This is a genomic window from Haloprofundus sp. MHR1, assembly GCF_005155585.1.
Lineage (GTDB): Archaea > Halobacteriota > Halobacteria > Halobacteriales > Haloferacaceae > Haloprofundus > Haloprofundus halophilus.
The window spans coordinates 2112136-2134769 of sequence record NZ_CP039833.1; the positions used below are offsets into that span (position 1 = coordinate 2112136).

The 22634-nt window shown below is 69.8% G+C and carries 22 protein-coding genes and 1 pseudogene; 4 read left to right on the forward strand and 19 right to left on the reverse strand.

The window, feature by feature from the left end; all coding sequences use genetic code 11:
- Nucleotides 1-5: 5 nt before the first annotated feature.
- The 6 genes from FCF25_RS10660 to FCF25_RS10685 all read right to left on the reverse strand — a co-directional run bounded on the left by FCF25_RS10660 (nucleotide 6) and on the right by FCF25_RS10685 (nucleotide 5846).
- Nucleotides 6-425 carry a TRAM domain-containing protein gene (locus FCF25_RS10660; protein ID WP_117594115.1) on the reverse strand — a complete coding sequence of 140 codons (420 nt, stop codon included), beginning with the start codon at nucleotides 423-425 and terminating at the stop codon, nucleotides 6-8.
- Between the two features lie 146 nt (nucleotides 426-571).
- Entirely contained in the window at nucleotides 572-1297 is a 726-nt protein-coding gene (locus tag FCF25_RS10665; protein WP_137048679.1) for a YkgJ family cysteine cluster protein, read from the reverse strand.
- 71 nt (nucleotides 1298-1368) lie between these two features.
- Nucleotides 1369-2250, reverse strand: a complete 882-nt coding sequence (gene surE / locus FCF25_RS10670; RefSeq protein WP_117592251.1) for a 5'/3'-nucleotidase SurE — start codon at nucleotides 2248-2250, stop codon at nucleotides 1369-1371.
- Nucleotides 2251-2341: 91 nt separating this feature from the next.
- The gene (locus FCF25_RS10675) at nucleotides 2342-3124 is read right to left on the reverse strand and encodes an MBL fold metallo-hydrolase (protein ID WP_137048681.1); all 783 of its coding nucleotides are present in this window, start codon (nucleotides 3122-3124) and stop codon (nucleotides 2342-2344) included.
- A complete protein-coding gene (locus FCF25_RS10680; protein ID WP_137048683.1) occupies nucleotides 3124-4896 on the reverse strand; it encodes a radical SAM protein in 1773 nt (590 codons plus the stop codon). The genes FCF25_RS10675 and FCF25_RS10680 overlap by 1 nt, the downstream gene beginning before the upstream one ends.
- Before the next feature lie 116 nt (nucleotides 4897-5012).
- Complete coding sequence (locus tag FCF25_RS10685) at nucleotides 5013-5846, reverse strand: hypothetical protein (protein WP_137048685.1); 834 nt, start codon at nucleotides 5844-5846, stop codon at nucleotides 5013-5015.
- A gap of 121 nt (nucleotides 5847-5967) precedes the next feature.
- On the opposite strand from FCF25_RS10685, the gene FCF25_RS15640 reads away from it, so the two are divergent.
- Nucleotides 5968-6126: a hypothetical protein gene (locus FCF25_RS15640; protein ID WP_168191238.1), complete on the forward strand. Its 159-nt coding sequence runs from the start codon at nucleotides 5968-5970 to the stop codon at nucleotides 6124-6126.
- Nucleotides 6123-6551, forward strand: a pseudogene (locus FCF25_RS16080) (Hsp20/alpha crystallin family protein); the annotation flags it as partial. The gene FCF25_RS15640 and the pseudogene FCF25_RS16080, both read left to right, overlap by 4 nt.
- A gap of 440 nt (nucleotides 6552-6991) precedes the next feature.
- Here FCF25_RS16080 and FCF25_RS10695 read toward each other — a convergent pair.
- Entirely contained in the window at nucleotides 6992-8113 is a 1122-nt protein-coding gene (locus FCF25_RS10695) for an FAD-binding oxidoreductase (protein WP_137048689.1), read from the reverse strand.
- Between the two features lie 167 nt (nucleotides 8114-8280).
- A complete protein-coding gene (locus tag FCF25_RS10700; protein ID WP_137048691.1) occupies nucleotides 8281-9066 on the reverse strand; it encodes a luciferase in 786 nt (261 codons plus the stop codon).
- A 231-nt stretch (nucleotides 9067-9297) separates the two neighbouring features.
- Between FCF25_RS10700 and FCF25_RS10705 the strand changes: the two genes are divergently transcribed.
- Nucleotides 9298-11118, forward strand: coding sequence for a formate/nitrite transporter family protein (locus tag FCF25_RS10705; protein WP_117592239.1), 1821 nt, complete (start codon nucleotides 9298-9300; stop codon nucleotides 11116-11118).
- A gap of 39 nt (nucleotides 11119-11157) precedes the next feature.
- On the opposite strand, the gene FCF25_RS10710 is transcribed toward FCF25_RS10705, so the two are convergent.
- Genes FCF25_RS10710 through FCF25_RS10720 form a run of 3 tightly spaced genes read right to left on the reverse strand, consistent with a single transcriptional unit; the run spans nucleotide 11158 to nucleotide 13463 of the window.
- Nucleotides 11158-11757 (reverse strand): CoA pyrophosphatase, encoded by a 600-nt coding sequence (locus FCF25_RS10710; protein ID WP_137048692.1) that lies wholly within the window; start codon nucleotides 11755-11757, stop codon nucleotides 11158-11160.
- 24 nt (nucleotides 11758-11781) lie between these two features.
- Complete coding sequence (locus FCF25_RS10715) at nucleotides 11782-12342, reverse strand: hypothetical protein (protein ID WP_137048694.1); 561 nt, start codon at nucleotides 12340-12342, stop codon at nucleotides 11782-11784.
- Nucleotides 12339-13463 carry a glycosyl transferase family 2 gene (locus tag FCF25_RS10720; protein ID WP_137048696.1) on the reverse strand — a complete coding sequence of 375 codons (1125 nt, stop codon included), beginning with the start codon at nucleotides 13461-13463 and terminating at the stop codon, nucleotides 12339-12341. The genes FCF25_RS10715 and FCF25_RS10720 overlap by 4 nt, the downstream gene beginning before the upstream one ends.
- Nucleotides 13464-13652: 189 nt before the next feature.
- On the opposite strand from FCF25_RS10720, the gene FCF25_RS15650 reads away from it, so the two are divergent.
- Nucleotides 13653-13820 (forward strand): HVO_0758 family zinc finger protein, encoded by a 168-nt coding sequence (locus tag FCF25_RS15650; RefSeq protein WP_168191239.1) that lies wholly within the window; start codon nucleotides 13653-13655, stop codon nucleotides 13818-13820.
- A 6-nt stretch (nucleotides 13821-13826) separates the two neighbouring features.
- Here FCF25_RS15650 and FCF25_RS10725 read toward each other — a convergent pair whose 3' ends face one another.
- From FCF25_RS10725 to FCF25_RS10760, 8 genes are all read right to left on the reverse strand, one after another.
- Entirely contained in the window at nucleotides 13827-14939 is a 1113-nt protein-coding gene (locus FCF25_RS10725) for an aldo/keto reductase (RefSeq protein WP_137048698.1), read from the reverse strand.
- 68 nt (nucleotides 14940-15007) lie between these two features.
- A complete protein-coding gene (locus tag FCF25_RS10730; protein ID WP_117592230.1) occupies nucleotides 15008-16180 on the reverse strand; it encodes a bifunctional oligoribonuclease/PAP phosphatase NrnA in 1173 nt (390 codons plus the stop codon).
- Between the two features lie 87 nt (nucleotides 16181-16267).
- The gene (locus FCF25_RS10735) at nucleotides 16268-17194 is read right to left on the reverse strand and encodes an SDR family oxidoreductase (protein WP_137048700.1); all 927 of its coding nucleotides are present in this window, start codon (nucleotides 17192-17194) and stop codon (nucleotides 16268-16270) included.
- On the reverse strand, nucleotides 17191-17625 hold the full coding sequence (locus tag FCF25_RS10740) for a DUF5791 family protein (protein WP_137048701.1): 435 nt from the start codon (nucleotides 17623-17625) through the stop codon (nucleotides 17191-17193). The genes FCF25_RS10735 and FCF25_RS10740 overlap by 4 nt, the downstream gene beginning before the upstream one ends.
- 66 nt (nucleotides 17626-17691) lie before the next feature.
- Entirely contained in the window at nucleotides 17692-20886 is a 3195-nt protein-coding gene (locus FCF25_RS10745; RefSeq protein WP_137048703.1) for a hypothetical protein, read from the reverse strand.
- The gene (locus FCF25_RS10750) at nucleotides 20883-21749 is read right to left on the reverse strand and encodes a hypothetical protein (RefSeq protein WP_137048705.1); all 867 of its coding nucleotides are present in this window, start codon (nucleotides 21747-21749) and stop codon (nucleotides 20883-20885) included. The genes FCF25_RS10745 and FCF25_RS10750 overlap by 4 nt, the downstream gene beginning before the upstream one ends.
- Nucleotides 21746-22180 carry a hypothetical protein gene (locus FCF25_RS10755; protein ID WP_137048707.1) on the reverse strand — a complete coding sequence of 145 codons (435 nt, stop codon included), beginning with the start codon at nucleotides 22178-22180 and terminating at the stop codon, nucleotides 21746-21748. The genes FCF25_RS10750 and FCF25_RS10755 overlap by 4 nt, the downstream gene beginning before the upstream one ends.
- Nucleotides 22158-22628: a hypothetical protein gene (locus FCF25_RS10760; protein WP_117592219.1), complete on the reverse strand. Its 471-nt coding sequence runs from the start codon at nucleotides 22626-22628 to the stop codon at nucleotides 22158-22160. The genes FCF25_RS10755 and FCF25_RS10760 overlap by 23 nt, the downstream gene beginning before the upstream one ends.
- Nucleotides 22629-22634 lie beyond the last annotated feature (6 nt).

Here is a 22634-nt window from a genome sequence, read left to right on the forward strand (position 1 = left end):
GAACGTCAGAACTCGTCTTCGATGACTTCGCCGACGGCGAAGTTCGACTTCACTTCGGTGATCTCTATCTTCACCCGCTCGCCGACGTCCGCGTCGGGGACGATGATGACGTAGCCGCGCTCGACGCGGGCGATGCCGTCGCCCTGTTTGCCGATGTCCTCGATCTCGACGTAGCGCAGTTCGCCGACTTCGACCGGCGGTTGAGGCTCGTCGGCGTCGGCCGTCGTCGACGTCGTCGAGGCCGTCGACGTCTCGGCCGCGGCGTCGGGTTTGGTCTCGCGGGAGATGAGCGCGACGCGGTACGTCTCGCCCGCTTCGATAGAACCGGTTTCGACCTCCCGACGCGGGATTTCGACGGTGTAGGAGTCGCCGTCGCTGCGGACTTCCGCACTGAACAGACACAGGAGTTTATCTGAGATTTCCAAGGGAGAGACCTCCACTGTGATGGGTCGGCGGCCGTCGTTAAAGATGTACCGCCGCCAACACTGTTTCGGCCGTTGACACGCGAGGGGCCGTGTGCGGCCGGTTCAGCGCGGGGACCGTCCAGCGTGCGGCGCGCGCACTGTCCCGTTCAGCGCGGGGTGCCGTCCGGTCGCTTCGCGCCTTCGGAGTCGTAGACGACCACTTCGCCCGGCGCTCGCTCCACCGGCGCGTAGTTGTCGCGGACGCCTATCGCCTCTTCGAGTTCCCGAACGGCACGGGTTTTGAGCGCCGCCGCGAGCTCCTCGGCGTGCTCTCGGGAGATGTCGCGGCCCAGTCCCTCGCACTCGTGGGCGCGGACCATCCCCTCGCCGTCGACGGCCTCGCCCATCGGTTGGGTGGTTCCGCCGAGCGCGACACTGAACGGGTAGGTCCGACAGATGAGCGGCCGGTTCTCGTGGACCGAACACGCGCCCGTGCCGCTCTCGTCCTCCTCGTAGAACGTGCAGTCGCCGCAGGCGTCGGTCTGCAGCGCCCACTCGAACGTCTCGCCTTCCGCCTCTCCGTCGTCTGCCTCGGTCAGTCCGTACGGCATCGGCCGGGCGATGTCGCGCCACTCCCGCGGGGGGTCCGAGCGGGAGCCCGAAGCGACGTTGTCGCTTCGGTGCTCGTACTCGGCCGGAGTTTCCCCGTCCAGTTGCCGAACCTCGTCGGGGAACACCGTCGCCGTGTGCGGTTCCTTGTCGCCGTCGTCGGTGTACCCCTTACAGCAGGCCCCGCAGCGGGTACACTCGAAGCCGATGGACTTGATAGCGTCGGCTAACTCGTCGGTGTCGAGCTCCTTCGCCCGCTCCAGTTCGCTTTCGAGCGACTCCATCTACTCGGCTCCGTCTCCGGGGCCGACGGTGAAAACGCCGTCGCCCTCGGCCCGGACCTCTTCGTCCGCGCTCACTCCGCGAGCGACGACTCGACCGAGTCGACCACCGCGTCGAGTTCCGGCGTCTCGACGTACTCGTGGGTCATCGACAGCGGCGAGACGCTCACCGATTCGTCAATGACCGCTCGGCGGTCGCTCCCCTCGGGGTAGCGCTCGCGGTGGCCGTCGATGCCCGGCATCGGATTGCCGAAACCGACGACGTGCGGCCACGTCTGGTCGACCAGTCGGACCTCTCGGTCTGTCGTCTCCCCCTCGGCCGCATCGACCGCGTCGCCCAGTTCACCGCCGTCGGCGGCGGCCGGTTCCGCCTCCTCCACCGACTGCGCGTAGTCGGCCAACACGTGTGTGAGCCGAAGCGGCGGCGAATCGACGTCGACGGGGGCGTTGACGTTCAACAGGTCCGCGTCCTCGAACACCTCGGTCTCCCAGACGCGTTCGAGCAGGTTTCGGGCGACGACGGCGGGGCGGGTGAACTCGTACGCCTCGCCGGGGTGACAGTGGAAATCCTCGGAGTGGTACGCCGAGACGGCGATGGCCGGGACGCCGAGGAAGGAGGCTTCGATGCCCGCGCCGACGGTTCCCGAGCGGCCGACGACGTAGTTGCCGAGGTTCGGACTGTCGTTGATTCCGGAGACGACCAGGTCGAACTCGGCGTCGAGACCGCCGCCGAGGCCGAACGCCACGCAGTCGGCCGGCGTCCCCGCGAGTCGGTAGCCCCACTCGTGGTCGCGGAGGGTGACCGCGCCGTTTCGCGTGCGGCCCATCCCGCTCTGGTTCTCGTCGGGGGCGATGACCGTCACGTCGGCGACGGCGTCGAGTTCGCGGTACAGCGCCTCGATGCCGGGGGCGTCGATTCCGTCGTCGTTCGTCAGAAGCACTCGCGGCGTCTGCATTCGTTCGGGTCGATGACGTTCCGGTACGAATGTCTATCGGTGGGAGGGGGAGGCGTCTCGATGGTAGATGTCCGAGTACGGAGGCGGCAGTTTACAGCGGTCGGACGCGCTCGCCGTCCCGCGATACGTCCCCTTCGCGGGCCAACTTCTCGACGTGCGCGACGACGGTCGCCCGCGCCAAATCCTCGACGCCCGTCAGGTCCTTCTCGTAAGCGGCATCGAGCACGTCGTCGACGCTCGTCGCCCCCTCACGAACCGCTTCGAGCACCTTCGCCTCCCGGTCGAGTCGGTGACGAATCAGTCGTTCGAGCGTCGTTTTCGGTTCTCGGATTACCGGCCCGTGTCCCGGCAGCAGTAGCGCCGGACGCTTCGCGAGCAGCCGACGGAGGGCGGTCAGGTACGCGCGAACGTCGCCTTCGGGTGCCCCGACGACGACGCTTCCCGGTTCGACGGCCAAATCGCCGCAGAGAATTCTGTCGCCGACGCCGAACGCGACGTGGTCGACGGCGTGGCCGGGCGTGTCGAACACGCCGACCGGCCCCGTATCGGTGTCGATTTCGGTCCCTTCGAAGAACGTCCGGTCCGGTTCGACTCCGGTCGCTCGTTCGAACCGCTCCTCGCGCCAGCGACGCGCCCACACCGTCGCGCCGGTCTCGGCGGCGTAGTCGGCGACTGCGCCGACGTGGTCCGGATGCGTGTGGGTGACGGCGACGTGTTCGACGGTCGCCCCGGCGACGAGCGCGTCGAGTTCGTCGGTCCGCGCGGCGGGGTCGACCAAGAGCGCCGAATCGCGGCCGACGAGGTAGGCGTTCGTCGCGCCCGTCGGCGCGCGGGTGGCGACCGGGACGGAGAGTCGGCGAACTCTCTCCCGCATCAGTCGGCGCTGCTCGCGTCCCCGCCGCCGTCGCCGGCGACGCTGACGAACTTCGCGAGGACGTCGTCCACCTCGTCGGCGGAGTCGTACGGCCGGTTGACGATGATGTCGCCCGCCTTCGACTTGCCGAGACCCGGAATCGCGGTCAACTCGTCCATCGACGCGCCGTTGACGTCGAGCGGGTGCGGCACGCCCGTCACCGAGCGGTAACCGTAGTCGACAACGGCGGTGTCGATGGTTCGGCCGAGTTCACGTTCGCCGGGGATGCCGACCAAGAGGGGATACGTCCCGAGCTGGCGGCCAAACGTCGTGCCGTCCTGGTGGTACTCGAGGTGGACGTTTTCGAGGACTGTCCCGGGCGGCGCGACGCGCTTGAGCATCGGCCGGTCTATCTCCTCTCTGACCTCCTGCTTGTACCGCTTGAACAGTTTCTTGTGGTCCTTGGCGATCTGCGACCCCGTCGACGACATCTCAGTGCCGTCGAACGCCATCACCTGCCGGATGTTGATGCGACGGACCATCAGCCCCTCGTCGTACACCCGCTGGAGGAAGCGCTTGTTGTGCGCGAACGTCTCCTCGCGTTCGCCCATCAGCCCGTGGAGGAGGTTGATGCCGGGGAGGAGCTTCGGCAGGCGACTCGCGGCGTCGTCGCCGTAGGTGGGGGCGGCGGGGTCGCTCGCGGTTCCACCGCTCGCGTTCGAGACGCGCGACGTCTCGCGCTCCCCGGGTCGCCACCCGCCCTCCTCGTTGACGATTCTGATAGCCTCGAAACACTCGTCGGCGCTGACGTTGAGGTTGTTCTCCTCCTGCACCACGGGGTCGGCCGATTCGAGGCCGAACGCCGCAGTATCGCCGGGCGTGTTGTGCTCGGCGATGATGCGGATGCACTCTCTGGACTCCTCGGGCCACCGCGCGATGGTGATGGGGTTCATGTTGTCGAGGTGGAGCGTCCCCAAGTCGGGGGCCACCTCGCGGATGCCGCCGTACAGTCGCCGGAGCGCGTCCGGGTTCGGCGCCTCGCCGTCGCCGCCGAACGCCAGAATGTCGGCCTGCCGGCCGAGTCGGAAGTGTCGGGCGCCGCGGTCGTAGAGGTTCTCGACCTCTTTGACGACGGAGTCGGCGGTTCGGAACGCCGGGTTGCCGTACAGGGGTTCGGTGCAGAACGAGCAGCGGTACGCACAGCCCCGGGAGGTCTCCATCTCGCAGATGAGATAGTCGGGGTGGTTGGGGTGCTGTTCGACGACGAACGCCCCTTTCGCGGCCCAGCGGTCGAGCTCTTCGTTGTCGCGCATCCGGTTGCCGAACCCCTCCAATCCGCTGTCGACGAGGTCGTATGCGGCCGCCTCGACGTCGCCCTTGGCGACGAAGTCGTAGTCGAGGTCCTTGCGCTCCATCTCCTGGCCGCCGGCGTTCTCCTCACCGACGCCGAAGCGGATGGGCCCGCCCATCAGCGTGGTGCCGTCGGCGGTCCACGCGAGTTCCTTCACCTCGTCGGGTTCGGCGGGCGTCCCGCCGACGTAGCTGCCGGGGACGGTCATCCCCCCGATGTAGACGAACAGGTCCGCGTCGGCGACGTCGGCCCACTTCTGTCTGTCCTCGCGGAGTTCGTCGATGGTGTGGTACGTAATCTGCTCCTCGGGCACCCCGGCGTCGACCATCGCACCGGCGGTAAAGCGCGGGTACGTCGAGATGTACGGCGGCACGCCGAAATGCGCCGGTTCGTCGACGTACCCGTCGACGAGCGTCACTTCGAGGTCGGCGGGGTCGGTCATGGGCCGGGGTTGTCGGTCGACGGGTAAAACGGTGCGGTTCTCGCCCGTTCGGACGTGAAGCGTCCCTCCGTCTCTCGGCCGTTTAGACGTGAAGCGTCCCTCCGTCTCTCGCCCGTTCAGACGTAGACGTACCCCTCGACCGACGGGAGCTCGTCGGTCATCCGGAGGTTCGCGGGGTCGACGGTGTTTCGGAACGTCGCGAACGCGGCGACGACCGCCTCGAGCGCGGTGTCGCCGCCGTCGAGAACCTGCTCGCGGGCCGAGGGGGTGAACTCGACCGAGCGGTCGGTGAGGCTGTCGAGGACGAGCGCCGGCGTCGGACCGCTACCGGCGGGACGCCCGTCGCGCTTCTGACACCGCAGTGTGTCGAGCGTCCCCGCCGGGTACGTCTCCAGCACCAGCGGCCGGTCCTCGCTCGGGAGCTGCATCGGGACGACCCGCGCGGTGTCCGTCAGTACGAGCGGACGGAGGACGTCGCGGATGCCGTAGAACGTCTCCGCGCAGAGCCGTTTGTCGTAAGCGGCGACGGCGCTCAGCGGTTCCTCCGTCGCGCGGAGAACGTCCGTCTCCGCGCCGTCGGTGACGAGACGGGCGTGCATTCGGCAGCGCTTGGTCATATCCTCGGGACCGGAGAACCAGTCGGGGAGTCGGTCGACGAACCGACGCCACCGCCGCTCGGGGACCACCGCCTTCGGGAGGCCGAACGGGAAGTCGAGCCCGACCGCGTTTCGGCCCCCGAGGTCGGCCAGAAACGAGGCGAGAGCGGCGACGGCGTCGGTCCGGTGCGGGGAGACGCCGAACCGCTCCGCTACCGGGGCGCAGTCGACGATGCGTAACGTCTCCTCCGTCGCGTCGGCTTCGACCAACCAACTCCGCTCGCCGGCCTCCTCGGCGTGGGCGTCGAAGATAACGCTGTAGACGTGCTCGGGAGGGAGATACCCGTCATTCATGTAGTGTATAGCTGACTGACTCGTTCTTGCTCGGCACTCTTATAACCGGCGCCCATATCACGCCGACGAGGGCTTGTTCGCACCCAGCGCGTTTATCTGGATGGGACTGCTATCTGTCACCATGCCCGCGACGCTCGAAGTAGCCTGCACCAGTTCCGACTGTGAGATGGATATGTTCGAACTGCACTACACGTACGACATGCCCGACGACGTCGGCGTCGGGGATTTCGTCTGCCCGTACTGCCAGCAGACCGACTGCCTCGAAGCTATCGAACTATGAACGACCTACGAGAACTCGGCGAGTCGGTGGCCAACGCGGTGGTCGAACGCGTCGGTCGCGGCTTCGGCCACGTCCAGGAGCGGAAACCGCTCTCGTACGACCTCCTGGAGAGCGACGACAGCTATCTCGTCGTCTTCGACGCGGCCGGCGCGAACAAGAGCGACGTGCAGGTCCGCTTCGTCGACACCGAAGTCCAGGTCCGAATCGACCGGTTCCGCGACTTCCACGACGGCTTCGAGATGCGCTTCCCCGGTCGGGGACTCTCGCTCGACGGGAAGGCGAAACTCCCCGACGACGCCTCCGTCGACGCGGAGGCGGCGACGGCGACGGTGACGAAACACGGCACGCTTCGGGTCTACATCCCCAAAACCGGGGGTGGCAAAAACGTCACCGTCGAGGAGGAGAGCGAGACCGAAGCGGACGCCACGGGAGTCGACGCCGACGCCGCCGGCGGCGAGACGAGCGTCGTCGAGGAGCAACCGACCGAGGAGGAAGCCCAGGAAGCGGCGAACGCTGACTCGGCCGAGGAAGACGGTTCGAGCGGCGAGCACAGCGCGAGCGGCGAAGACGACACGGCGGAGGAGGACACCGACGCCTCCGCCGCCGGAACGGACGCGACGGCCTCCACCGACTCGATAACCGACGAGGAGGCGGCCGCCAACGACCCCGACGCGCGGTTCGAGCCCGCCGAGGCGGCGGGGCAACCCACAGACGAGTCCATGGACGAAGTCGACGACGAGTTCGTCGAGCAGGCGGAGTCCCGCGACGAGGACGGTGCGGACGGCGAAGACGGCGAAAACTACGAAGACGACGAAGACGACGAAAAACGCGACTGAGTCCGAGCGTTCTCGACGCTCCCTTCTCTTCAGTCCAGCGCCATCCCTTCTCGAATCTCGAACTCCTCGTCGCCGGAAAACCGCGCCGGGTCGAACGGCGCGAGTCCCTCGCTTTCGCCGAGAATCTGCCGCGCGACCGCCTCACCGGTCGCCGGCGCGCGCATGAAGCCGTGACCCTGCCATCCGGCGGCGACGAACACACCCTCACTTAGTTCCCCGAGCAGGGGGTCGCTGTCGGGCGTCGCCGTGCAGAGGCCCGCCCACGCCCGCTCGACGTCGAGGTCGTAGCCGGTCCGCTCGTCGAGCGCGAGACGGATGTCGTCGACGAACCAGTCGTCCGCGTCGCGGTTCCACTCGTCGGGGTCGGCCTCGACCGGGACTGTGCCGTCGCCGGCGAGTATCCCGGTCGGGTGCGGTCGGAGGTAGACGCCCGCCGTCGCGTCGTACACCATCGGCCCGTCGTACCGTCGGCGGCCGGTCAGCGCTTGTACTCGGTACGGTTTCAGCGGGACAGAGACGCCAGCGTCCGCGAGTACTCGTTTCGTGTGCGCCCCGGCGGCGACGAGGACGGCGTCGAACCGCTTCGTCACCCTGTCGTCGACGACGTTCGGGGGGTTGACGCCGAGTGCCACCTCCGCGCCGGTCTCGAAGGAGACGCCTTCGCGTCGGGCTTTCGTCGCCATCGCAGAGACGTAGCTCGCGGGGTCGGTCCAGCCGGCGTTCTCGGCGACGGCGGCCGCGAGCAGGTCGTCGGTCCGAATCGGGAAGCGGTCGCCGAGTTCCTCGGGGTCGACGACCGACACCGCTCGCCCGTGGGCGCGCATCCGGTCGACGCTCGCCGCCATCGCTCCGGCCGCCGTCTCGTCGCCCTCGCCGACGGCGATCACGTACGGACACTCCCGGAACTCGAAGCCGTCTTCGCCGGAGAACTCGCGGAAGCGCTCCAGCGCCCGGCCGCCGATTTCGGCGTCGATATCTTCGGCGTAGGCGTCGTACAGCACGCCCGCCGCACGTGCGGAGCTACCGGCTGCGGGGGACGAGGAGGGGTCGTACTCGCCGCGCTCGAAAACCGTCACGTCGGTCCCGCGGGTCGCGAGGTCGTACGCGGCGGTGAGCCCGACCGCGCCGCCGCCGACGACGGCGACGCGCATCAGCGACGCGCCTCCGTCGGGCGATACGGTTCCGTCGGGCGGGATGGGAGTCGGTCGGCGACGAACCGGCCAAGACGGCCCTCGTCGGCAGTGAGAGTTAGCATGCTCCGAACTCACGGTCGTCGTACTTAGCGCTTCGTCCGGCGGAAGAGAACGAGAAGTGGGAGTTAGAGGAACTCGTCGATGCCGCGGGCGGGGTAGCCGACGACGGTGTCGACGCCCAGCGATTCGAGCGCGGCGACTCGCTCGCGGACCGTCTCGGGCGCACCGACGAGCGCGTAGTCCCGGCTCGCCTTCGACAGCACGTCTCGGGCGCGTCCCTCCGCGCGCGAGTCCGTCGCACACCCGTCGGGCAGCGCCCGGGCGACGGGCCGTCTCCGGGCGACGTAGCCGCCGACGGCGTCGAGAATCTCGTCCTCGTCGTCGGCCAGGACGGTCGGCGCGTACAGCGCGATCTCGCCGTCGTAGCCCGCGGCGCGAAGCGCCCGGACCTCCCGGTCTGTCGTCCGGGACAGCAGTTCGTACTGCGTTCCCCCGGCGGCGAGCGCGACGCGTTCGATTCCCTCGGTGCCGACCCACGCGTCGGGGGCCGCCTCGCGGGCCGCCTTCAGCCGGGGGGCGACGGCTCTCCGCCGCTCGTCCTCGGAGAGGTAGGCGGCGTGGCCGGCGACGAGGACGCGCCCGACGCCGTCGGGGACGTCGGCGAGGCGCGAGTCGTCGCCGAGCGGGTCGAACCCGTCGGCGCGGACCGGCGTCGTGAGGCGGACGTCCGCCGTCCGCGAGAGCGCGTCGAGAACGTCGGCCTCGGGGAGGTGGTCGACCCCTTCGTAGTCGATTGCGATCGTCGCCGCCGAGAGGTCGGCGGCGCGGCGCACGTCGCACTCGGCGGGTTTGAGCGCGACGGCGTCGATACCAGTGTGCGAGAGTACAGACTCGCCGGTGAGTGCTTTCATCGGGTTACTCCGGGGCGACCGCTGTTCAGAAACGTCGGTTCATCGTCGCGGAACTCGATCCATCGTCTGTGCGACCATGTACTCCGCTGTAACCCCCGAGAGGGTGAAAAGGGTTCTGTTCCGGTCAGTATTGGCACCGGTCGGATTGTGTCACTCGATGCCACGGGACGGCCGGTCGTCGGGCGGTTTCGAGGGTCAAACGCTTTGTAGTTCTAGCATTTCGTTTGAGTAATGAACGACTCCGACGCCGACAGGTCCGAACAGTTGGACTCGGTGCGGGAGGCGGTCGACCGGTCTCGAAGCGGCGCGCCCGCCGCTGGCGCGGTCGTCAGGGACCGCTTCTCGTCCGACGAGGTGTTCCAGCGCATCGTCGCCGTCGCCGACGAGGAGGTCACCTCGAAGGGCCGCGAACTGTTTTTCAGCGCGCTCGCCGCCGGACTGGCCATCTCTATCACCGTTCTGCTGACCGCGTCGCTATCGGCGACGACGAACGAGGACCCGATACTGAGCGCGCTGCTCTACCCGCTCGGATTCATCTACATCATTCTCGGCGGCTACCAACTCTACACGGAGAACACGCTCCCGCCGGTGGCGCTGACGATAGAGCGCCTCGCCAGCGTCCCGGCGTTGCTGCGCCACTGGCTCATCGTCCTCGCCGGAAACTTCGCCGGCGGGATAATCGGTGCCGCGGTGCTGGCGTGGGGCGGCGTCTTCTCCCCCGAGGCGGCGACCGCCGCGTTACACCTCGCCGAGCACGGTCTCGAGACGGCGTGGTGGGACCTGTTCTTCAAGGCCGCATTTGCCGGACTCATCGTCGCCGGGGTCGTCTGGATAGTGTACGCCGCCCGCGACACCATCTCCCGGCTGGTCATCGTCTACCTCGCCTTCCTCTCGATTCCCCTCGGTGACCTGTTCCACGTCGTCACCTCGTTCACCGAGATGACGTACGCGGTCTTCATCGGCGAGATCGCGTTCTCGACTGGCCTCGTGCAGTTCGTCCTCCCGGTACTTCTCGGCAACACTATCGGCGGCATCGTCCTGGTGACCCTCGTCAACTACTTCCAGACGAGCGAACATCGGCTCGAATCCGCTCGGTTCGAGGGGACGACCCGTCAGCTCTCGATGCGGGAGTGGGCGTTCGGCGGGCTCGTCGGTCGCTCCTACGTGCCGCTCATCAACACGACCGAGCTGCCCGCGTTCGCCGAAGAGGACTCCTACCGACTGATGGTGCCCATCGCCAACCCGCGCACCGAGTCGCGGCTCGTCGAACTCGCCTGCAGGCTCGCCAGTCAGAACGACGCCGCGACCGTCCACATCGTCCACATCGTGCAGACGCCCAGACGCACCACCCGCGGCTACGGAAGCGGGCAGCGCGAGCGCATCGCCGCCAGGTCCGAAGAACAGCTCTCGGACGTCAGAGAGACGGTCGCCAGCTACGACGTCGACTGCGAGACGTCGACCGTCGTCTCACACCGGTCCTTCGAGGAGATATTCTCCATCGCCGACCGCACGCACGCCGACCTCGTCCTGATGGGATGGGGCGCGAACGAACTCTGGAGCGCCGCCCGGGCCGAACGACCGCTCGACGAACTGGCCAACAAGCTCCCCTGCGACTTCCTCATCCTCTCGGACCGCGGCCTCGACACCTCGAGAATTCTCCTTCCGACCGCGGGCGGCCCGGACTCCGACCTGAGTGCCGAAGTGGCGGGGGCGCTCCGCGCCACCGACGGCTCCGAGATTTCCCTGCTACACGTCGTCGACGACGTCTCCGAGCGCGAGGGTGGCGAGCGGTTCCTCTCCGAGTGGGCGACCGCCCACGGCCTCGACGACGCCGAACTCGTCGTCGACGACTCCGGCGACGTCGAAGGCGCAATCGCCCGGGAGGCCGAAGACCACACGCTCGTCGTCATCGGCGCGACCGAGCGCGGCCTGCTCTCGCGGCTGGTCAGCGAGTCGCTCAACCTCGACGTTCTCAACGACGTCGACTGCTCGGTGCTCTTGGCCGAACGGCCGGGCGACCGCAGCCTCCTCAAACGGCTGTTCGGTCGGTAGCGGTTCCCGCTTTTTCGCAGTTTCGAGCCTCGAACCGACTCAGACGGGATACTCGGCGTCGGGGTCGACGACTCGGTCGGGCTCGGCGGGCGCTCGCCAGTCCGTCGTCAGCTCCAGCAACTGGACGACCATCTGCCCCGTCGCCCCCCAGACGGTGTACCCGTCGACGTGAAAGAAGTGGATTCGGACGGGGCCGTACGTCGGATGCTCGCGGCGTTCTGACTCGTAGTTGGCGGGGTCCGTGAGCGCCGCGACCGAGAGGACGGCGATCTCGGCGACCTCGCGCTCGTCAGGCGTGTACTCCCGGTCGGGGACGCGACCGACGAACGGGCGCACCGAGTAGTCGGTGCTGGTCTCGATGTCGTCCAGTCGGCCGACGAGTTCGACCTCCTCGGAGCGGAGGCCGATCTCCTCTCTCGCCTCGCGGAGCGCCGTCGCCGTCAGGTCGACGTCGCTCGGTTCGCGGCCGCCCCCGGGAAAGCTCATCTGTCCGGGGTGTTCGCCGAGGTGGTCTGCGCGCTTCGTGAACAGGACGTGCGGGTCGCCGTCCCGGAGTAGCACGGGCGCGACGACCGCCGCCTGCCGCGTCGCTCCCTCGATGGCGGTCGGGTCGTGGCGCGCTACTCCAGTGAGGTCCATGTCCCTTGGTCTCGTTCGACGGCCTTAGTCTTGAAGAACCGCATCGAGTCGGTCGCGGACGGCGGCCGTCTCGACGGGTGCCCACGCGTCGAGGTCGTACGTCACGTCGTACAGCCGGTTCAGACGCGCTTCGTCGCCGTCGTCGATAGCGGCGTCGGCTTCGGCCGCGAGGCGCTCGCGGACCTGTTCGCCGAGCGCCCGGCGGTCGACCTCGCGCCGCGGCACGTCGAGGATGTGCGGGAGGTCTTCGGCGTTCTGCGGCAGCGACGGAAACGCCGCGGGACCGACCGCGACGAACGTCCCGTCGGCGGCGCTGCGCCGTTCGGGGTCGCTCGTCTCGGCCGTCTGGTCGCCTGTCTCTGCCGTCTGGTCGCCCGCCTCGACCGTCCGGTCGCCCGCGTCGGCGACGTACTCGACGAGATAGTACTCGTCGATGGCCGCGTCGACGGCCGCCGAGAGCGCCTCCGCGTCGGTCTCCGAGCCCTGTTTGTACGCGAGTTCGTCGAGCGCGGATTCGAGTTCGGCGTGCGTCAGCGCGCCGAAGAGGTCGACGACGCCCGCGAGGTCGTCGTAAGTTCGGCTCATCGGTCCACCTCTCGCTCGACGACCGCTCCGTCGGTCGCCTCCTGCAGGTCGGCTTCAGCGAGCTCCGCGACGGTCGACGCCGAAATCGGGGCGTCGGCCCACGCGGGCAGTCGGTCGTCGTCGACGGGCGCGGCGACGGCGTCGGTGTATCGCTCGATCTGCTCGTACTCCTCGCCGCGGCCGTAGTCGAGGCCGTTGAACGCGGCGTCGACGGCGTACTGACGGACGAATCGGCGGGCGCTCTCGGCGTATCGCTCCGGGAGCGTCTCGTACGCCGGGTCGACGCCGTGGTCCTCGACCGCTCGCAACAGCGCCGCGCCGACCGACCGACTCATCTCCGAGAGACCGGTGGGGCCGCCGACCGCCCGGTGGTCGTGTTCGTACGCGCCCAGGTCGACCTGTGCGCTGCCGTCGAAGCCGGCGAGCGAGAACGCGTCGCCGAGCGTCCCGACTTCGAGTCCCCACGTTCGCTGGACGCGTAGGCGACGCGCGACGTCGTTCGTCGCCGCGAACTCGCCGGCGAGCGCGTAGCGAAACGCCGAGAGGTAGTCGAGAATCGGCGCGTCCGTCTCCTCGGCCAGCGCGGCGACCAGCGGCGCGTAGAACAGGCGAAACAGCCGTCCGTAGAGGCGGTCGTTCTCGACGCGGGCGTAGTAGGCCTTCGAGAACTCGAACCCGTGCGACAGCGGGAACAGCAGTCGGGCGACGTACGACCGCGAGTACGTCTTCGTGTCGGCGTCGTGGACGACGACGAACTCCTCGGAGAGCGCCTGCCCCAGCGCCAACCACACGTCGCGTCCCTTCCCGCGTCGGCCGTTCAGCCCCTCGTCGGCCAGACGCGAGGTGAGCCGTGGACCGTCGCACCAGAGTACCGACAGCCGCAGGTCGTACTTCGAGAGCCAGTCGGCGAACGGGCCGACTCGCTCGGCCGACGCGCGGAGCGGAACGACGACGCGGGCGGGGTCGACGTGTTCCAGTTCCGAGAGCACTCGCTCGGCGGCGAGACCGGCGTACTCCCGTTCTGTCATCGGCAGCACGACGGCGGCGCGGTCCGTCGGTGCGTCTGGCGCGGGGTCGGTCAGGTCGTGGAGCGTCGCGATTCGCTCCTGGACGTACTCCATCGGATGCTTCTGAGGAGCGACAGATGAAAAACAAGCCGGTTGTCTCGGCAGACCGCCGTGTCGACGGCGCGCGTCTCCTCGCCTCGGAGCGCACTCCGCAGCTCCAAGAGAGGGAGGCTGCGAACACACTCGCTATTTGCAACTATTTTCGCCGGGGTATTTTTGTGGTGTGAGCGCCAAGGGCGGGCCATGGATTCCACCCGGAAGGGTCTGCGCGCGGGAGAACTCGGCAAAGACACGTACGGGCGTCTCGCGTGCGAGGAGTGCGAGGAGACGTTGAAGAAGCGCAACGACCCCGACGAGGTGTTCTCGGTCCGGACCTGTCCCGACTGCGGCCGCGAGTGGAAGGAACTGTAGCACCCGTCAGTCGAAGACGGCGTCGAACGCCTTCGCGCCCAGCGGGTCGAACGTCCCGGCGGCGACGTTCTCGGCGACGTGTTCTCGACGACTCGTCCCGACGAGCGCCGCCGTCACCGCGGGCGCGCTCCGCGCGAAGTTGAGCGCCCGTTGCGTCGCCGAGTCGCCCTCCAACTCGGCGGCGACGGCGTCCGGGAGTCCGGCGACGAGTTCACCCTGTTTGAGACTCGCGCTCGCGAACACCGAGAGTCCGGCGTCGTGGGCGAACTCCAGCGCGCTCACCCGTTCGCCGCCGTCGCCACCGTCACCGTCGTCGCTGCGTTCGTGAACGTTCGCGGTGAACGCGTCGGCCATCTCCACGTTGAACGGCATCTGGAGCGCGAGCAGTCCCGACTGGTCGTTGCCGGCGGCGTCGGCGGCGCGGTCGGCCCGCGACACCACCTCCGAGAGCGACAGGTGGTTCGGATGCTCCGGCGGCACGCGGAACGCCTCCCACGTGGCGACGCCGTAGCCGCCGATGTCGCCCGCCGTCCGGCGCTCTTCGAGTCTCGTGAACGCGGCTTCGAGTCGGTCGTACACCGCGTCGACGTCGCGGACGCTCAACTGCGTCTCCGGGTTGTGGACGTAGTAGCAGTCGACGCTGTCGAGGCCGAGATTCGAGAGCGACCGGTCGAGCATCGCGTCCAGGAAGTCGGGGGCGATGCAGTGGCTGCCGCGCGCGAGTTCGTCGACGTCGACGAGGCCCGTCTCGACGAACCGCTCGCGGACGTACGCGCTCGGGTCGCTCGGCCGCTCGCCGTCGAACGGGAGGAAGCCGCCTTTCGTGGCGACGACCACCTCGTCTCTGTCGATGTCGGCCTCGTCGAGCGCGCGGCCCACCACGCGCTCGCTCCGCTGGCAGCGGTAGTTTATCGCGGTGTCGACGAGGTTGACGCCGCTCTCGAACGCCTCGACGAGCGCCTCTCGGTAGCCGTCGTCGACGGCGTCGGTCGGGTCGCCGAGGTACGTCCCGACGCCGATGCTCGACACCACGCCGGGGCCGAACCGGCGGAAGTAGGTGCGACCGAAGCTGTCGCCGAAGCGGTCCCGATACCCCCACGTGCCGCTCGCGGTTGCCATGGGTTCGATACGAGCGGCCGGTGAAAAAGCGTTACACGTCGCCGGCGGCGTCGGTGGCGCGCCAGCGCTCACACGTCGCCGGTGAGCGTCTGGAACAGGCGCTCGACCAGCCCGTTTCTGGGTACGGGGCTCGGCACGTCGCCGCCGGCCGGGTCGACCTGCGGAATCTGGCCGCCGCCCATGCGGGCGTGTCCGCCCGCCGACGCGCTCGGGATGTCGGAGACGGCGGCTTCGAGCGCCCGGCCCATGTGGACCCGGTCGTCGCGGGAGCGACCCGAGAGGTACACCGTGCCGTCGCGCTCGCCGCAGACGACGACGGCCGTCACGCCTTCGAGGTGCATCAGCTCGTCCGCCGCCTGCGGGATGGAGTCGACGTTCGAGACGGGACCCACGTCGCTGACGGCGAACGAGCCCTTCACCTTCCGACCCGCGATGGCGCGGGCCTTCACTTCGAGCACCTCCGCGCCGACCTGCGGGTTGGCGATGCGGTCCAGGAGGTCCTCGTCGACGCCGGGGTAGAGGTAGCCGCTGGCGGTGAAGTCGGCGGCGACGCAGCCCGAAGTCAGTCGCTTCGTGTCCGCCAGAATCCCGTACAGCAGGCCGGTTGCGACCTCCGAGGGCATGGTGTAGCGGGCGTTTATCTCGCTGGCGTGTTGGTCCGGCGGGACGGGTTTCGCGCCGATGTCGCGGAAGTACTCGGCGACGATGCTGGCGCTCGCGCCGTAGTTCGTCCGCACGTCGGTGAACTCCTCGCCCGCGCCGTCGCCGGGGTGGTGGTCGACGACGGCGAACGGGAGCACGCTCTCGGCCCCCGCGAACCCGCGCGGGGTGTTGTGGTCGACGAGGACGACGTTCTCGGCGGCGATCTCGGAGACGTGGTCTATCTGTTCGAGGTCCAAATCCAGAACCGTTCGGAAGGCGCGGTTCTCCTGGTGGCGTATCTGTCCGGTGAACTGGATGCGCGCCTGCGTGTCGACCTGACCGGCGAGGCAGGCGACGCCGATGGCCGCCGCCATGGCGTCGGGGTCCGGGTTCGGGTGCATCAACACCGCGATTTCGTCCAAATCCGCGAGCGCCCGCTTGAACTGAACGCCCATCGGGCGGCGGAACCAGCGGAGCGCGTAGCTGACGCCGAACAGCGCGACGAGACCGACAGCCAGAACCGTCGCGATCTCGGGGTTGTCGCGGACGAACACCTCCGCGTCGGTGAGCGCGTCCGTCGCGGCGGCCCTACTCGGCATACTCCGTCTGTCAAACGCGACCAGTAAGAAGGTTCCCCAAATATATTCGCGCGAGTTTCGGTAGACGGGAAGGCGGATTCGCGGGGTTCAGCGCGTGCGCTCGCGATACCGTTCGACCGCGGCCGCGTACCCCGAACGGTAGTCGGGGAACTCGAGTTCGTACCCGAGTTCGCGGAGTCGCGCGTTCGAACAGCGCTTGCTCGTGAGAACTCGTCGCCGCGCCGCGTCGGAGAGGTCGTCCGCGCCGAGGCGCTCTTGTTTCGTCCGTTTCGGCGGCCGGTCGACGCCGCACTCGTCGGCCAGCCAGTCGGCGAACGTCCACTTCTCGGCCGGTTCGTCGTCGACGACCAACACCACCTCGTCGCGTCCCTGGCCGGTCTCCAGCAGGTACGCGATGGCCCCGGCGGCGTCGTCGCGGTGGACCATGTTCAGATACCCTTCCGTCACCGGTCCCTCCAGATACCGCTCGAGTCGGTAGCGGTCGGGACCGTACAGCCCCGCGAAGCGGGCGACGGTGCCCTCGACCCCGTACTCGCGCGGCGTCGCGCGGGCGACTCGTTCGGCTTCCGCGAGCACTCGCGTCTTCTCCGTCGTCGGCCGAATCTCGGTCCCCTCGTCGACCCAGTCGCCGTCGTGGTCGCCGTAGACGCCGGTGCTCGACGTGTACACGTAGCGTTCGGGCGGGTCGTCGCGCCCGAAGAACGCCGAGAGCGCCGTCCGCTGTCCGTCGACGAACACCCGCTGCGCCGCCTCCGCGTCGCGCCCGCCGGAACTCGCCGCGAAGACGAGCCAGTCGGCGTCAGGCACCGAGGCGAGCGACGACGCGTCGGTCACGTCCGCACGCACCGCCTCGAACCCCGCCGATTCGATGGCTTCCAGCCCGGCGTCGGAACGCCTGACGCCGACGACGTCGTGGCCCGCCGCGGTCAACTGACGACCGAGTTCGAGGCCGACGTAGCCACAGCCGAGGACGACGACGCGCTTGCTCGCTCCGTCGCTGCTCTCGGCGCTCATCGGCGGTCGTTCCGCTCGGCGATGAACTGGTGCACGGCCGAGAGGTCGTCGAGCGAGAACGGGATGCGACCTTCGAGCGCCTGCTGGACCTCCTGGCCGGTGAGGTCGGCGTCGATGTCCGAAGCGATGGTGTCCACGTCGAGGACGCCCGTGGTCATCCCCATCAGGAGGTGGTCTCGCAGTTCGAGCACGATAGCCTCCCGGTCGGGGTAACCGTCGCCCGCGGCGAGGATACCGGCGGCCTCTTCGAGCGTGAGGTCGGGCGAGTCGCCGTCCGTCAGGGCGGCCACTCGGTCGCAGTCGACGCCCGACTCGGCGGCGACGGCTTCGACGCCGACCGCGTCGACGACGGCAGCCAACTGCGAGTCGTAGGCGGCGCGCAACTCGTCCGGCGTCAACGACCCGGGGTTCTCCGCAGCGTCGTAGAGCATACAGGGAGTCGCCCGGCGTCGGGCAAAACGGTTGTCACTCCGGGCGCAGGACCCTCCGGGGGCGACTCAACACCGCCGTTCCGGCGTACAGCCGGGCTCCGGCCATCCGCCGGAGCGCTCGTCGGCGTCACCGTCGACGTCGCCGACGCCCGGCGGTGTCGGGGGAACGGCCACGACGACGGTCGTCTTCGCCTCGAACGAGATGCGCTCGCTCCGACCCAAGCGCTCGGCGTCCCCGTCGTCGTCGACGTCGAGCGTCACCGCGCCGCCGTCGCGGACGTACCGGAGGTCGCTCGACCCGGCCGGACCGCGGCGCGCGGTGACGACGAACTGCGCGTACTCGCCGCGAACCTCGACGGTCCAGACGTTGACGGTCGCGTACCAGTAGCCCGGTACGGGCGCGACCGGCAGTCCGGATGGTACGCCGACGAGCGCCTCGTCGGCCCACTTCGTGTCTTCGAGGCGTTCGCCGACCCGCTCTTCGAGGCGGTCTTTGGCTCGCTCGCTCCCGTCCCGCAGTTCGGCTTCGAGCGCCTTCTTCGCGCGGCGAGCGAGCCACTGCGTCGCCGCCGACGTGCGCTCCGTGGGTCGCCGCCGTACCTGCGCGGCGTCGCTGCGGGCGGCGTCGAGCATCGATGACCGAAGCCGGAGTTCGAGACGGTCGGTCCGTCGGTCGTGCCAGCCTCGCCGCGCTCCGACTCGCTCGGCGATGGCCGTCGCCGCGGAGCCGTTGACGGCGGCGAGCGCTCGCCGCCCGTGACCGTCCCACCGGCCGAACCCCCGGTCGACGGCGAGGCGGTGCTCCGCCGCCGTGAGCGACGTCTCCTCTCTAAGAGTCGTCCGCGCTGCGCTCTCGGTCACGTCGACGCCGGCGGCGACTTCGGTTCCGAGCCGACGCCGCCGCTCGTCGAGCGTCGCGTTTCCGGTCGCGGCGGCGGTCCGGTTCGCCACCACGAGCACTCGCCCGCCCGTTCGGAGACTCACCCGCTTCGACCGGTCGATCGCTCCGTCGACGACGCTGTCGGCGACGTCGCCGTACGGTGCCGTCACGAGATTCGTGTTCCGCGCGGTCAACGGCCGATAGCTCGCGTTCGCCGGAATCGTCGGCGCGTGCGCTCGTTCGACGGTAGCCAGCGTGAGGTACGCCGGCGACCCGTCGGGGTAGAGTGCGACGCCGCTCGCCGGTGCCTCGTCGCCGAACGTCCGCGGTTCGGGGACGACCGACCGCTCGGCGGTTTCGACGAGCCGACCGAGTTCGGACGACGACGACGCCGTCGCTCCGTGACCGGCCAGCGTCTCGCCCAGTCGGTCGTTTCGCGCTGCGGTCCGGTCGGCCCGCGCGTCGAGGTGGAGTAACACCCGTTCGAGATACGCCGCCCGCGCGGCGACGCGCGCCCGGTCGGCCGCGCCGTCGTACGTCTCGGGAGCGTCGAGCAGTTCCGACCGACGGGACCGGAGTTCGGCGGCCAGTTCCGCGGGTGGGTTCGCCTCGCCGGTTGCGACGCGCGTCGCGTCGAGTTCCAAGCTCACGCCTCGAAGGCGCTCTCTGAACGCCGCCAGGTCGTCGTACACCCACGGCTCGAGTCGCTCGGGACGCTGACCGGTGAGCGTCGCTGTTCTCGTCTCCGTCGCTCCGCTCGACCGAGCGTTCTCGACAGCGCGGCGAGACACGGCGTCGACGCCGCCGCGGCGTTCGACGGTCTCCGACCACGCGCGCTCGGGCACGTCGTCGAGGTTCGGCCCGTCGAGCGCGCCGCCGCGTTCGAACTCGGGGGTAACCGGCCGGGCGGGAACGCCGTCGCGCGACCGGCGTTCGACGCCGAGCGCGATGCCGACGCGGTAGCGGTCGGTCCACGTCGCCCGCGTCGTCCGAGTCCCGTTGCCCCGTCGCCACGTTGCGGTGCGAACGTGACGCTCGACGACGCGCCGAGTCGCCGTCTCGGTGCGCGTACCGGTCGTCTCGGGCACCGGACCGTCGCCGTCGGACACCGAGAGACGAGTCCGCGTCTCGACACCCACCCGACTCCAATTTCGACCGGGCGCGGCGGGGCGTTTCGGCGTCCCCTCGCGCGTCTGTACGACCCGCGTCGAGCGGTGTGCGTCGACGCGGTACGCGGCCGCCAGCGTCTCGGTCAACGACCGCTGGTTCGGTTCGCCGTCGACCGTCGGTTCGCCGTCCGCCGTCGGTTCGCCGTCCGCCGTCGGTTCGCCGTCGAGAAACGAGACGAACGCGGCGTCGGCGGTCCGGTTGACGCCGACGGTGAGCGACCGTTCCTCTCCGGACGCCGCCGTCGGCACTGGAGCGTTTGCCTCCGGCGCAGTCGGGTCGTTCGGCGGAGCGAGCACCGCCTCCGCGATGCGGCCGGCTTCGGACGGAGCCGGTTCCAGCAGGTCGGCCGCGCCGACGCGCATCGTCGCCCGCTCGACGCCGCGTCGGGCCGCCGGGTCGCTCCGACCGAACGACGCCCGCTGCACGGCGACGACGCCGGTGTTCGTCGACAGCCCGACGTGACGGTTCGAGACGACGTTCTCGATGGGCGCGCCGCGGTTCTGCGCGTATCCTCGCGCCCACGCGACCGGATATAGCCGCGCGGTCAGTCGACGGTCCAGTCCCGGCCCGGCGAGCGCCGGACGCCCGAGTCGGGTCTCGAACGCTGTCGTTCTGTCGTGTGCGAGCAGCACCGGATTGGCCACGGTCACGGTCAGCGAGTCGGTCCGCGCGGCGACGACTCGGCCGTCGCGCGTCGCCGTTCGCGTCACGTTCTCGAGCGTGACGCGCATGGCCGACCCCTCGTCGACGCGCTCGACGGTGACCGCGCGCTTGGCCCGCCGGAGGTCCGAGACGTTCCGAACCGCCGGAATCGACACGGCAGCTCTCACGTCGTTTCGGCGGTAGCTCGTCCGCTCGAAACGCTCCCGCGCCGCGAGGTAGAGGCGAACGCGCAGCGAGTCGACGAACGGCGACGACTCGTTGAGCACCTCCCCGGCCGGCGTCTCCGCCCGGGCCGTCACGGGGGTCGCCGCCGCGTCGACGGCGGCCTCGTCGGCGGCGACGCGGAGCGCGGTGACCGACTCCGCGTCGACCCGTTCCATCGCCGTCTCGACGTCGTCGTCGCGCGTCGCGGCGGGGCCGCCGAGCGTCGCGGCGAACGCCGAACTCGTCACGAGCAGCAACACGCCGACGAGCGCGAACGGGACGCGCCCGCGTTCGCCGTCGAGAAAGTCGGCGGCGTTCGGGCCGCCACCCGCGCCGTCGCTCACGCCGACCACCGCCGAACGGTGATGCGGACCGCCCCGCCAGAGAGCGACACGGCGGCCGCCGCCGGCGAGTCGTACCGCTCCCGAAGGTCCGCTTCGACGCGCGGCTCCAGCGCCGAGACGAGTCGCGCGTTCGCCGCCGGAACCGTCGAGCGGTTCAGCGTCGGCGGCAGCGTCGCCCCCGCGAGTTCGGCCGTCCGTCGGTAGCGATACCTGACGAGCGCCGACGTAGGGTAGTCGTCGTCGAGCGCCAGACGAGTCCGTCTCGGCGGGAACCACGTTCTGACGAGGCGCTCGCTCACGACCGTTGCGACGCCGGCGAACCCGTCGTCCATCGCGCGCCGGGCGGCCGCGTCGTCGTCGACCTCCGTCCCCGTCGGCACCGAGAGCACCGCGACGTGAACGTCGGCCGACGGCGGGGGTCTCTCGCCGACAGTCGCCGTCCCGGCGATACTCGAACCGGGGTGCGGTCGCCACTCCGCGACGACGTGCGTCCGCGGCGGCAGCGACCGACCGACGGCCGCGCGAACGCGCCGGCGGAAGTCGGTACCCGCGTGCGTCGGGCGCTCACCGCCGACCGCCGGCGTCGCCAGCGTCGACTCGGCCAGTAACTGCGCGAGCGTGCCGTGGGCGTGCCGGTCGAACGCCGGGCCGTCGGTCGCGGGAAATCGTTCGGGGTCGTCCGCACGGCGCGCGCCGGTCGCGAGGCTGTATTCGACTTCGGCGGTGCTCGTCGAGAGCGTCTCCACCGTCCGTGACGCGCCGGCGTCGGAGGACCCGTGACTCGACGGCACGTCCACGAGCGTCACCGCCGCGGCGCTGACGAGGAGCAGACAGAGCGCCGCGTCGAGGACGCTGCTCGTCATCGCCACACCGCCACCCGGAGGCGACCCGGCCGGACGACTCCCGGCCGGAGACGAACGCTCGGTCGACGGGCCGCTTCGTCGAAACCGGGCCGGCGGGCCGCCCGCGCCCGCTCCGTCGGGACCGGCGGTCCGACGGTCCACCGGCGTTCGCCGACGGCGAGCGAGACGTTCAGCGAGTAGCCGTCCGGCGCGGCGCCGCGGGTCCCGTCGAGCGCTGCCGGGTCGACGACGGCGTCCTCGGTCAGTTCGCTCGTGACGCGTTCGAGCGTCGGGTCGGCGAGCGCACGCGCCTCCGACGGTCTCGCCCCGTCGAAGACGACGGCGTACAGCGAGAGCGAGACGACGACAGCGAAGACGGCGACGAGCGCCGTCGTCGGGTCCGTCTGCGCACGACCCGCCCCGTTTCCGTCACGCGCCGACGAGCGTAACATCTCTCTCCCCCCACTCGACTCCGCGCACGACGAGCGTCCGGTCGACGGTTCGCCACGTCGGCTCCGCGGTCCGTGCCTCCACGAGCGCCTGTACGAACGCCCGCCGACTGTCGAAAACCTCCTCGGGCGCGCCGCCGTAGAGCACGGTTTCGAGCCGTGAACCCGGCCGAACGGGCGTCACGGGGCCGAACGCGAACGCCGCGTGCGTCGTTCCGCCGTCGTTTCTGAGGCTCACGCGGTGCGGGCCGACTCGAATCGCCGCCGCGTCCAGCGGGTGTTCGGCCGTCGTCGCGTACTCGCTGGCGGCGACGGCGTCGACGGTGTCGGCGACGCCCGCCGCGTCGGGCGCCGCCGCGGTCGGGAACGACAGCGCGGTCCCCACCATCGCAACGCACGCGAGAGCGAGCCCGAGCCACGTGTACCACGTATCGACAGGTGCGTCGAACATGGGGCG